Below are 11118 nucleotides of genomic sequence, written 5' to 3' on the forward strand. Positions count from 1 at the left end.
CTGAGACTGCTCCCCTCAAGAAGGCGGCCCCTGGGCCGGTTCGGCGGAGTCCTGGGGGCCCGATGGCTCGCTATCGGACGGGGCGCCGACCTGAGCGGAGGACTCGGGCTCCCCCTCCCCCGGCCGGTCCGCCCCTGCGGACTCGCCGTCCCCTCCCCTGCCAGGACCTCCTGGCGGGCTCTCCTCCCCGGGCTCAGCCACCTGGTCCTGCCCGGTTGAGGAGCGCCGGGCCGAGACCGCGGACTCGGCCGCAGCCACGGCGTGACGGAGGTTCGTGAGCGCCGTCGTGATCGCCTCGACGTCCTCGCCCCGCATTGCCTGGTCGAGCGCCGACCTCGCGACCTCAAGGTCGGTGGACTCGGCCTGACTCAGGTCGCTCGCCACAGCTCCGACCCTGGTGGCCAGCGTCGCGGCCTCCGCGGCGGCATCGCTCCGGACCCGGGAGAGCGACAGGGCCTCCGTGATGGCGGAGCGTTGATCCGCTGCCGCCACCGCGGTCGCTTGGAAGGCCCGTCCCCGCGATCGGGTGGCGTGCGAATCCGCCTCAGCCAGGAAGGCGGACATCTCGGAGTCGGTCAGTGGGGCGTCGGTCAGGACGTCGCAGCCGCACAGGCCGGTGAGGCCGGCGAGCAGGAGGCAAACGGCTGTCCGACGTCGGGGACCGAGTAGCGACATACTCGGAATGTAACGGCCCGCTCGCGTACTGCGATCACGCTGCGGACACGATGAGGGCCGTGGGGTCTCAAAGCGATGACGTATCGGCCCCGGCCGTCACTGCCTCGGCGATGGCGTCACCGATCTGGCTGGTGGAGCGCTGGGCGCCGCCGCGCCGAGTGGCCATGTCCGCAGTGACTCCGGCCTCGACCTTCGCCGCGACCTCGGGCAGCCCGAGGTGGTCGAGCATGAGGGCCACCGCACTGATCGTGGCAGTCGGGTCCGCCTTGCCCTGACCGGCGATGTCCGGGGCCGAGCCGTGGACGGGCTCGAACATGGAGGGGAAGGCCCTCTCGGGATTGATGTTGCCCGAGGCCGACAGTCCGATGCCGCCGGTCACGGCGCCGGCCTCGTCGGTGAGGATGTCGCCGAAGAGGTTGTCGGTGACGATGACGTCGAAGCGGCCGGGGTCGGTCACCATGTAGATGGTGGCGGCGTCCACGTGGCAGTAGTCGACGGTGACCTCGGGGTACTCGGTGCCGACGGCCTCCACGGTGCGCCGCCACAGGTCGCCGGCGTGGACGAGCACGTTGTGCTTGTGGACGAGGGTGAGGTGCTTGGCCGCCCTGGCCTGGGCCTTGGCGAAGGCGTAGCGGACCAGGCGCTCCACCCCGTAGGCCGTGTTGACGCTGACCTCGGTGGCGATCTCGTGCGCCGTGCCCTGGCGCACGACGCCGCCGTTACCGCAGTAGAGGCCCTCGGTGCCCTCGCGCACCACGACGAAGTCGATGTCGCCGGGATCGGCCAACGGCGTCGGCACGCCCGGGTAGTACACCGAGGGACGTAGGTTGACGTAGTGGTCCAGGGCGAAGCGCAGACGCAGGAGCAGACCGCGCTCGAGCACGCCGGAGGGGACGGAGGGATCGCCGACAGCTCCCAGCAGAATGGCGTCATGGGTCTTGATGGCCTCGAGATCCTCGTCGGTGAGGGTCTGGCCGGTGCGGTGCCAGCGCTCGGCCCCCAGGTCGAAGGTGGTGGGACGGACCGTGACCCCGCTTCCCTCCAGCGCTCGCTCGAGGACCTTGAGCCCTTCGGGGACGACCTCCTTACCGATGCCGTCACCCGGGATTACTGCCAGCTTGATGGTCTGCGTCATGGGGCCACCTTAGGGCAGGATCAGGATGCGAGACAAAGAGTCCGCATGACGGATGTGCGCACTCGCGTCTCGACCGTCGGTCGGTTAGTCTGTTTCCGACACACCAAGGAGGAGCCATGCCGCGCATCCACCGCCCCGCCGCGCAACGTCGCGAGGAGATTCTCGACGCCGCCCACACCCTGTTCACCACCAAGGGCTTTCAACCCACGACCATGGAGGACATCCTGGGGATCGTGGGCATCGCCAAGGGGACGCTCTATTACCACTTCCCCAGCAAGGAGCAGATCCTCAAGGCCCTGGTCCTGCGCATCGTCCACCAGGTTGAGCAGCAGGCCCGCGAGATCACCGCCTCATCGGCCCCGGCGGCCGACAAGCTCGCAGCGATCATGAGCGCGATGAGGCTGGTGGACACCGAGACCGAGCTCGTCGACCAGTTCCACGCGCCGGGCAACGCGGAGTTCCACCTGCTGTCCATCACGGCGATGATCGAGCACCTCACCCCGGTCCTGGCCGAGGTCATCACCCAGGGAGTGGCCGAGGGGACCTTCACCACCGAGCGTCCCCATGACGTCATCGAGCTGCTGCTGAGCGCCTCGGGCATCCTCCTGGACCAGGACATCATGAAGCCCAGCCCTGCTGAGCTCGCCCGCCGCCAGGAGACCCTCATCTGGGCCAGTGAGACCCTCCTGGGTGCCGAGCCCGGCAGCCTCGGCTTCCTGACGAAGGCGGAGCCATGAAGCACGTCGGACTGCTGGTCCTGGGCTCCTTCATCAACTCGCTGGGAACGGGCCTGAGCGCCTTCGGCCTGGCCGTCGTCATGCTGCGCACCTACGGGACGGCATCCTCAGTGGCCGCCGTCCAGATGAGCGCCTTCGCCCCCATTGTTCTTCTGGCACCCCTGGCCGGAGTCCTCGCAGACCGCTACGACCGCCGCCTGATGATGATGATCGGTGACGCCGGCTCGATTCTCGGGCTGGGCGTCATCCTGACGGCCCTGTCCTCGCCCCGGCCATCCTTGGGCTGGATCTGCGCAGGAGCCGTCACCTCCTCCTGCCTGGCGGCCCTGACCGAGCCGGCGCTGCGGGCCAGCGTCACCGACCTGGTGACCGAGGAGGACTACGTGCGCTCCTCCGGTCTGCTCCAGCTCGCCTCTGCCGCCAAGTACCTGCTGGCGCCGGCCGCCGCGGGGTTCCTCATGCCTCTTGTCGGCCCCCAGGGTCTCGTGCTGCTGGACGCCAGCACCTGCCTGGTCACCGTGGCGTGCACCATGACAGTGCGCCAGGCTCTGGCAGCAGGTGCCTCGCAACGCGCAGCGTCCCAGCCCGGTGACGACCACGACGTCATGGCGGGCTGGAGGACCATCACCGCCTCCCCCGGCCTGCGCGTCCTCGTGGTCCTCATGACGCTGGCGACCCTCGCCATCGGAGTCATCCAGGTTCTTATCAAGCCGATTCTCCTGCCCACCGTGAGCACCGCCGAGATGGGGGTGGTCGAGACGGTGGCCGCCACCGGCATGCTCGTGGGCGCAGCCCTGGTCACGGCCTGGAAGAGCGCCCAGCCCACGACGCTGCTTGCCGCAGGGCTGGCCGGAACCGGCGCCGCCATGGCGCTGGTCCCCCTGGGGCCGGGCGCCTGGTGGGTGGCCGCCTGCGGCTTCCTCACCTTCGCCTGCCTGCCCCTGTCCCAGGCGGGTGCGGAGGTCCTGGTGCGCACGCAGGTCGACAACACTCGGCAGGCACGCACCTGGGGCACGATCAGCCTGGTCACCCAGATGGGTTACCTGGTGGCCTACCTGTGCTCCGGAGTCCTGGTGGACCATGTGCTCCAGCCCCTGCTGGAGCCCGGACGGTCGCTGTCCACCAGTGTGGGAGCCGTCGTCGGCATCGGCCCGGGACGCGGCGCCGCCCTGCTCGTGGGCCTCATGGGCGCGGTCATGGCCCTGGTAGCCCTCACCGTTCGCCTCCAGCGACGCCGGCTCGCCTCACCCCAGTAGTGCCGTCGCACGACGTAGGCGGTGCCCCGATGACGTCAAGTCATCGGGGCACCGCCCGTTGTCAACGGATCACAAGTCCTCAGCGGGCCACGGAGCCCTCGGTGTAGTCCTTGTCGACGTCGGCGCGCCAGGCGAACATGGAACGCACCTCGCGGCCCGTGGCCTCGATGGGGTGCGCCTCACCCTCGGCCCGGAGCTTCTTGAACTCCGGAGCGCCGGCGGCCTGGTCGTCCATGAAGCGCTTGGCGAAGGTGCCGTCCTGGATGTCGGACAGGACCTCCTTCATGTGCTCCTTGACCTCAGGGGTGATGACGCGCGGGCCGGAGACGTAGTCGCCGTACTCAGCGGTGTCGGAGCAGGACCAGCGCTGCTTGGAGATACCGCCCTCGTTGATGAGGTCCACGATGAGCTTCATCTCGTGGCAGACCTCGAAGTAGGCCATCTCGGGCTGGTAGCCGGCCTCGACCAGGGTCTCGAAGCCGTACTGGATGAGCTTGGAGACGCCGCCGCACAGGACCGACTGCTCACCGAAGAGGTCAGTCTCGGTCTCCTCGCGGAAGGTGGTCTTGATGGCGCCGGCGCGGGTACCGCCGATGGCCTTGGCGTAGGACAGGACGAGGTCCCAGGCGGTGCCGGAGGCGTCCTGCTCCACGCAGACGAGCACGGGCACGCCTCGGCCGGACTCAAACTCGCGGCGCACGGTGTGGCCGGGCCCCTTGGGAGCCACCATGACGACGTCAATGTCCGCGGCCGGCTTGATGTAGCCGAAGTGGATGTTGAAGCCGTGGGAGAACAGGAGGGCGGAGCCGGCCTTGATGTTCGGCTCGATCTCCTCGCGGTAGAGGGTGGCCTGCACCTGGTCGGGGGCCAGGACGGTGACGACGTCGGCCCAGGCCACGGCCTCGGCGATCGGCTTGACGGGCAGGCCCGCCTCCTCAGCCTTAGCCACAGAGGCCGAGCCCTCGCGCAGGCCGACAACGACCTCCACACCGGAGTCGCGCAGGTTCAGAGCGTGAGCGTGCCCCTGGGAACCGTAGCCGATGACGGCGACCTTCTTGGACTGGATGACGGACAGGTCGGCGTCGTCGTCGTAGAACTTCTCAGCTGCCATGATTGCTTCTCACTTCTCCTTGAGTTGATCGGTGATGGATCGTGGGCCGCGCGTGATCGCCACGGCACCGGACTGGACAATCTCTTTGACACCGTACGGCTGGAGAGCCGTCAGTAGAGCCTTGACCTTGGATTCTGAGCCGATGGTCTCAATGACCACCGACGTGGGGGCGACGTCCACGACGTGGGCGCGGAACAGGTCGACGACCTGGAGCACCGCCGTGCGGTTGGCGTCATCGGCGTGCACCTTGATGAGGTAGAGCTCGCGCTCGACCGAGGTGTCGGGGTCGAGCTCGACGATCTTGAGGACGTTGACCAGCTTGTTGAGCTGCTTGGTGACCTGCTCCATGGCCAGTCCCTCGGCGTCGGCGATCACCGTGATGCGCGAGATGTCCTCGTGCTCGGTGGGCCCCACGGCCAGGGAGTGGATGTTGAAGCCCCGGCGCGTGAACAGCGCCGAGACCCGGGTCAGGACGCCGGGCTTGTTCTCCACCAGGACGGACAGCGTGTGCTTCTCGCTCACGGCGCTCACTCCTCTTCCCACACCGGGCTCATGCCGCGGGCGTGCTGGATCTCGTCGTTGGACACCCCGGCCGCGACCATGGGCCACACCTGGGCGTCCGCGGAGACGATGAAGTCGACGACGACGGGGCGGTCGTTGATGGCATTGGCCTGGGCGATGACGTCGTCCAGGTCCTCCAGGCGCTCACACCGCAGCCCAACGGCCCCGTAGGCCTCGGCCATCTTGACGAAGTCGGGAATCCGCTTCGTTCCGGCCCCGGTATGCAGGTCGGTGTTGGAGTAGCGCTGCCCGTAGAACAGCGTCTGCCACTGCCGCACCATCCCCAGCGAGGAGTTGTTGATGATGGCGACCTTGATGGGGATGTTGTTGAGGGTGCAGGTGGCCAGCTCCTGGTTGGTCATCTGGAAGCACCCGTCCCCGTCGATGAGCCACACTGGCCGGTCGGGGCAGGCCTCCTTGGCGCCCATGGCGGCGGGCAGGCCGTAGCCCATGGTGCCGGCGCCAGCCGAGTTGAGCCAGGTGTGCGGACGGCGGAAGGTGAGGTAGTGCGCCGCCCACATCTGGTGCTGCCCCACGCCCGTGACCCAGATGGTGTCCTCGGAGGCCGCCCGGTTGAGGTGGGTGATGACCTCCTGGGGCTGGAGCAGTCCGTCGTCGGTGTCGGTCCAGCCCGTGGGGTAGGTGGCCTGGATGCGCTCGATCTCACGGCGCCACGGGGCGATATCCACCCGCCCCTCAGCGGCGACGTGGTCGCGGAACTCAGCGCTCAGCGCGGGAACGACGTCGGCCAGGTCCCCGACGATCGGGACGTCGGCGGTGCGGATCTTGGAGATCTCGGCGGGGTCGACGTCGACGTGGATCACCGAGGCCTTGGTGGCGAAGGTGTCCGGCTTGCCGGTGACCCGGTCATCGAAGCGGGCTCCCAGACAGACGACGACGTCGGCCCGCTGCAGCGCCCCGACGGCGGCCACCGTACCGTGCATTCCGGGCATCCCCAGGTTGAGCGGGTGCTCACTGGGCATGACGTCCAGGGCGGTCAGAGTGGTGACGAAGGGCGCTCCGATGAGCTCGATGAGCTCGGTGAGGTCCTCAGTGGGAACCTGCGCCCGGTTCAGGCCACCGCCCAGATAGAGGACGGGTCGCTCGGCAGCGGAGATCACCTCGGCGGCCTGAGCCAGGCGCCGCTGGTTGGGCTTGCCCGGCAGGCGGTAGCCGGGCAGGTCCCGGACCGGGGGCCACGCGAACTCGGTGAGCCCCTCCTGGGCATCCTTGGAGATGTCGATGAGGACCGGACCGGGGCGTCCGGTGGAGGCGATGTGGAAGGCCTCAGCCACGCACGGGACGATGTCCTCGGCCCGGGTGATGAGGAAGGAGTGCTTGACGAAGGGCATCGTGGCCCCGACGATGTCGGCCTCCTGGAAGGCGTCCGTCCCGATTCCGCGGCTTCCGACCTGCCCGGTGATGGCCAGCATGGGAACGGAGTCCATGTGGGCGTCACCGATGGGGGTGATGAGGTTGGTGGCTCCAGGGCCGGAGGTGGCGACGCACACCCCGGGGCGACCGGTGACCATGGCGTATCCCTCGGCGGCATGACCAGCGCCCTGCTCGTGGCGCACCAGGACGTGACGGATCGTCGTCGAGGCGAGCAGGGGGTCGTAGAAGGGCAGGATGGCGCCGCCCGGCATCCCGAAGATGTCTGTGACGCCTAGCTCCTCCAGCGCGCGCACCAGAGCCTGGGCGCCTGTCATGACCTGGTGGTCCTGACGTGCGGGAGCGTCTTCGCGTGTCATCGCTCGCTCTCCTTCTCCGTGCCTACTGTCCGGCGACCTGCCGGGTAATGAACGTTAGATCAGTCTCCGCACAGAGTCATAATGAGACGGCGGCAATCTCACATCGTGGAATCACGGACCCGGTGGCATGTCGGCGACATGGAGGATCCCCACGTGCGAGGCGCGATCCGCTCCCCCGTGGAATCACGGACCTTGGTACGTCATCGACGCCGACGGAGATGACACAATGCTGCTGTTACTCCTGACAAAACAACCGCTGCGTCACTCTCAGCAGCGATTCGGAAGGCGGAACTAGCAACGTGGCTATGGTCCTGGACTATCTGTTAGACAACCCGGTTGTCATCGTCCTGCTCATGGTTGGCTCCGGAATGCTGCTCTGGCGCGCCAGGCGCGGGAGCATACGCGTCCCGGCAGCGGCCCTCCTGATCGGCAGTACCGCCCTGTTGATCTGGAAGGTGGCTCACGCCAACATCCTCCACCATCTGGCCGGGAACGTGGTGCTCGTCCTGTTCGTCCTGGTCGGCACCGGGATGTTGCTCGGGCACGTCAAGATCAAGGGAGTCAGCCTCGGAGCAGCAGCGGTACTGTTCTGCGGCATTGCGCTGGCGGCCTGGGGAGCGGCAGCCGCCACCCCCATTGAGGTTCCCAAGGAGCTGGGAACCCTGGGGCTGGCGATCTTCACCTTCGCCATCGGCATCCAGTCAGGGCCGAACTTCTTCCACGTCATCCGAACCGCCGGTGGACCGCTGGCGCTCCTCCTGGGCATTCTGGGCGTGGCGGCCCTGGCAGCCGTGGGCGTGGGACGTCTCCTCGGGCTCAAGGCGGCGATGATCGCGGGAGCCTTCGCCGGTGCCGTCACGAACACGCCCGCCTTGGCCGCAGCCGGTAACGCCGCCGCCATGGCCGGAGACAAGGCCGGACCGGGTGACGCCACCGTCGCCTATGCCGTCACCTACCTCTACGGTGTCATCGGCATGCTGTTCTTCTGTCTGCTGGCGCTGCGCTACCGGCGCAGCGACAAGGACACTCCCTCCCCTCTCATCAACCGCACCATCCGGGTGGAGCGCGAGGACGGCCCACTCCTGGGCAACATCGTCGAGACCATCTCGGGACAGCTGCGGTTCTCTCGTCTACGTCGGGGCGAGAAGGGGCCGATCACCCGACCTAAGAATAACGACCGGCTGTACAAGGACGACCTCATCACCGTCGTCGGCACCCAGGACGCCGTCAACCAGGCGATCAAGGCGGTGGGCCACGGCTCCTCGCACTCACTCATCGAGGACCGCAAGTACCTCGACTTCCGCAGGATCACGGTCTCGGACCCGAAGCTGGCCGGCCATACCATCGGAGAGCTGGATATCGACAGCCGTTTCGGGGCAACGATCTCGCGGGTACGCCGCGGCGACGTCGACATGGTGGGCACCCCGGGTCTGGTGCTTCAGCAGGGAGACCGGGTGCGCGTCGTCGGCCCGACCGGACGCATGAAGGAGATCTCCACATACTTCGGCGACTCCTCGCGCGGCCTGTCCTCCATCAACCCGGTGGCGCTGGGCCTGGGGATGGCACTGGGCATCTTCATCGGTGAGTGGAAGTTCCTCACCCCCACCGGAGCGACCTTCTCCATCGGATCGGCTGCCGGGACGCTCCTGGTCGGCCTCATCTTCGGGCGCATCGGCCGTATCGGGAAGTTCGTGACCGCCATGCCCTTCACTGCCACGGCGGTGCTCTCGGAGTTCGGGCTCCTGGTCTTCCTGGCCCAGGCGGGCACGAAGGCCGGCGGGGAGATCGCGCACGCCTTCACCGGTGGCGACTGGTGGAGGATCTTCGTCACCGGTTTCGTCGTCACCACCATCGTCGGACTGGGGATCTACGCCTCCATGCGCTGGATCGTCAAGATGGGTGGCACTCGCCTGTCCGGCCTCATCGGTGGCGCACAGACCCAGCCCGCGATTCTGGCCTTCGCCAACGAGCGCACCGGCGCCGACCCGCGGGTGGCGCTGGGGTACGCGATGGTCTACCCCGTGGCAATGATCGTCAAGATCTTCATTGCGCAGGTCCTCGGCGGGCTGTGACCCGCGCACCGCAGGCTCGCCGGTCTCGCATCATCGATGGTGGCCCGTCGCTGTAGGTCAGCGGCGGGCCACCATCGTCCGTCTCAGGCGAGTACGGACCGAGAGTCAGTCCTCCAGAGGCTGCTCCACCGCCTCAACGTGTGTGCGGGGCAGTGTGATACGCCCGGAGGTGGCAACGTCGTGACGCCAGTTGTGATCGGTGATGATGCGCGCCAGGGCAAGCCCCACACCGATGGCGGTGATGACGAAGAAGACCTCAGCCAGGTTCGTGGCGGCTTCGCCGACGTCGACGCCAAGCTTGTCCACGGAGAGCGTGTTGAGCGCGGAAATGGCCCGGTAGAAGGGGACCCCGGGGATCATGATGACGACGGCGGGAACGGAGAGAGCCACCCGGGACAGGGAGGCGCGGGAGACGAAGAGTTGGGCGAGCAGGCCGATCGTGACTGCGGCCAGTCCCACCGCGAGCTGCCATGGCACGTGGAAGACGTCAATGAGAAGCAGTCTGCCGGTATTGGCCAGAGCCCCGACCACTGCAGCCAGCATGCTGGCCTTCACGCCTGCATTGAACAGCATGGCGAATCCGTAGGCGGCGATAAAGGAGCAGAAGCACCGCAACACGTAAAGAAGAGGACCGTCGAGAGTGCTACCGCTGGCCGCTGCGACATCCCAGCGGAAGACGAAGGTCACGGTCCAGACGGCGACACCGGCCGCAGCCATGACCATGAGCACGTAGGCACTGCGTGACAGGGCCGAGGAGAAGTCCTGTCGGAACAGGTCGAGCATGGCGGTGACCATGGGGAAACCAGGAATGAGGAAGAGGATCGCCGAGATGATGCCGCCCTGGTGGTTTCCCGCCACCGCGCCAGTGGCGTTCAGGACTGTCACGATGCCCATGTAGGTGCCGGAGGCCGCAACTCCGCAGACGAGCCAGGTGAAAAAGTGCTGATAGTGGCGCTCCAGCATCTGCCGGCGAACGAACTGTCCAAGGAATGCCGCGACGAGGACCGTCAAGCACTCCACCCAACCGCCCTTGTTGAGGAAGCAGAATCCGGCACAGGCCACACCCGAGGCTGCCGCGTTGGTGAAGGCGTTGTAACGCGCATGCATCTTCTCGACCTGTTGAAGCTTGGCCTCGAGGTGCTCGACGGTTTCGTGGGCTCGCAGGTCGTGGACGATGCGGCGCAGCGCCTCTAAGCGACCGACGTTGACGCCGACCCGACGCACTTCGCAGGCCTCGGTACGGAAACGGTTGCCGACGTAGGAGGAGGTGACGATCTCGGTCATCGTCACGGTCGCCTCGTGGCGGTCGAGCCCAACAGCCGAAGCGGCTCTGGCCATGGAGGACTTGATGCGGTAGGAGCCGGCACCGGCAGCGAGCATGAGCCGTCCCAGGTGCAGCACGACGTCGGACTGTTGCATGAGCCGATCGGCATCGAGACTCGGTTCATGGCCGTTATCCGATGGAGTGGCAGGGAGGTCGCTATGAGTCACAGAGACAATGGTGCACCGTTTCGCATCCCGCTGTCAGTTCGGTCCAGGTATCTCTCGGTTTCAGATACTGGAGTGCGGGGTGTTGTGAGGTGGTGTTGAGTGTCTTGTTGGTGGGAGAGCATAAGTGACTGGCCCGGAGCCGCTCGTGGCGGTTCCGGGCCAGTTGATGTTTGTGCTCGGTGGTGTCCTACTCTCCCGCACCCTGGCGGGTGCAGTACCATCGGCGCTGTCAGGCTTAGCTTCCGGGTTCGGGATGGATACCGGGCGTTTCCCTGTCGCTGTGACCACCGAGACGACTACATGGGCAGTGCTTCGTTGTCTGGTGCGGT

9 protein-coding genes and 1 rRNA gene are annotated in these 11118 nt (G+C 67.2%); 3 read left to right on the top strand and 7 right to left on the bottom strand.

Annotated elements, in window-relative coordinates:
• Positions 1–15: 15 nt before the first annotated feature.
• Positions 16–675, bottom strand: coding sequence for a hypothetical protein (locus FK267_RS12815; protein ID WP_141407435.1), 660 nt, complete (start codon positions 673–675; stop codon positions 16–18).
• A 67-nt stretch (positions 676–742) separates the two neighbouring features.
• Entirely contained in the window at positions 743–1810 is a 1068-nt protein-coding gene (locus FK267_RS12820) for a 3-isopropylmalate dehydrogenase (RefSeq protein WP_141407436.1), read from the bottom strand.
• Between the two features lie 116 nt (positions 1811–1926).
• Between FK267_RS12820 and FK267_RS12825 the strand changes: the two genes are divergently transcribed.
• Both FK267_RS12825 and FK267_RS12830 read left to right on the top strand, forming a co-directional pair.
• Positions 1927–2547 carry a TetR/AcrR family transcriptional regulator gene (locus tag FK267_RS12825; protein ID WP_141407437.1) on the top strand — a complete coding sequence of 207 codons (621 nt, stop codon included), beginning with the start codon at positions 1927–1929 and terminating at the stop codon, positions 2545–2547.
• Positions 2544–3803 (top strand): MFS transporter, encoded by a 1260-nt coding sequence (locus FK267_RS12830; RefSeq protein WP_141407438.1) that lies wholly within the window; start codon positions 2544–2546, stop codon positions 3801–3803. Before FK267_RS12825 ends, FK267_RS12830 begins: the two co-directional genes overlap by 4 nt.
• A 79-nt stretch (positions 3804–3882) precedes the next feature.
• Here FK267_RS12830 and ilvC read toward each other — a convergent pair whose 3' ends face one another.
• Genes ilvC through FK267_RS12845 form a run of 3 tightly spaced genes read right to left on the bottom strand, consistent with a single transcriptional unit; the run spans position 3883 to position 7226 of the window.
• Complete coding sequence (gene ilvC / locus FK267_RS12835; RefSeq protein ID WP_075373901.1) at positions 3883–4914, bottom strand: ketol-acid reductoisomerase; 1032 nt, start codon at positions 4912–4914, stop codon at positions 3883–3885.
• A gap of 9 nt (positions 4915–4923) precedes the next feature.
• Positions 4924–5436 carry an acetolactate synthase small subunit gene (gene ilvN / locus FK267_RS12840; protein ID WP_003784785.1) on the bottom strand — a complete coding sequence of 171 codons (513 nt, stop codon included), beginning with the start codon at positions 5434–5436 and terminating at the stop codon, positions 4924–4926.
• A 5-nt stretch (positions 5437–5441) separates the two neighbouring features.
• On the bottom strand, positions 5442–7226 hold the full coding sequence (locus tag FK267_RS12845) for an acetolactate synthase large subunit (protein ID WP_141407439.1): 1785 nt from the start codon (positions 7224–7226) through the stop codon (positions 5442–5444).
• A 305-nt stretch (positions 7227–7531) separates the two neighbouring features.
• Here FK267_RS12845 and FK267_RS12850 point away from each other — a divergent pair, with 305 nt between their 5' ends.
• On the top strand, positions 7532–9298 hold the full coding sequence (locus FK267_RS12850; protein ID WP_232622401.1) for an aspartate:alanine exchanger family transporter: 1767 nt from the start codon (positions 7532–7534) through the stop codon (positions 9296–9298).
• 105 nt (positions 9299–9403) lie between these two features.
• Here FK267_RS12850 and FK267_RS12855 read toward each other — a convergent pair whose 3' ends face one another.
• Positions 9404–10717 carry a threonine/serine exporter family protein gene (locus tag FK267_RS12855; protein ID WP_232622402.1) on the bottom strand — a complete coding sequence of 438 codons (1314 nt, stop codon included), beginning with the start codon at positions 10715–10717 and terminating at the stop codon, positions 9404–9406.
• A 246-nt stretch (positions 10718–10963) separates the two neighbouring features.
• Positions 10964–11081, bottom strand: a 5S ribosomal RNA gene (gene rrf, locus FK267_RS12860).
• Between the last annotated feature and the right edge of the window lie 37 nt (positions 11082–11118).

The organism is Actinomyces oris (genome assembly GCF_006546825.1).
GTDB lineage: Bacteria > Actinomycetota > Actinomycetes > Actinomycetales > Actinomycetaceae > Actinomyces > Actinomyces oris.

Bases quoted from the DNA above. Each gene is read 5' to 3' on its own strand.
- FK267_RS12815 (WP_141407435.1), bottom strand. From the start codon at position 675: ATGTCGCTACTCGGTCCCCGACGTCGGACAGCCGTTTGCCTCCTGCTC.
- FK267_RS12820 (WP_141407436.1), bottom strand. From the start codon at position 1,810: ATGACGCAGACCATCAAGCTGGCAGTAATCCCGGGTGACGGCATCGGT.
- FK267_RS12825 (WP_141407437.1), top strand. From the start codon at position 1,927: ATGCCGCGCATCCACCGCCCCGCCGCGCAACGTCGCGAGGAGATTCTC.
- FK267_RS12830 (WP_141407438.1), top strand. From the start codon at position 2,544: ATGAAGCACGTCGGACTGCTGGTCCTGGGCTCCTTCATCAACTCGCTG.
- ilvC (WP_075373901.1), bottom strand. From the start codon at position 4,914: ATGGCAGCTGAGAAGTTCTACGACGACGACGCCGACCTGTCCGTCATC.
- FK267_RS12845 (WP_141407439.1), bottom strand. From the start codon at position 7,226: ATGACACGCGAAGACGCTCCCGCACGTCAGGACCACCAGGTCATGACA.
- FK267_RS12850 (WP_232622401.1), top strand. From the start codon at position 7,532: ATGGTCCTGGACTATCTGTTAGACAACCCGGTTGTCATCGTCCTGCTC.
- FK267_RS12855 (WP_232622402.1), bottom strand. From the start codon at position 10,717: ATGCAACAGTCCGACGTCGTGCTGCACCTGGGACGGCTCATGCTCGCT.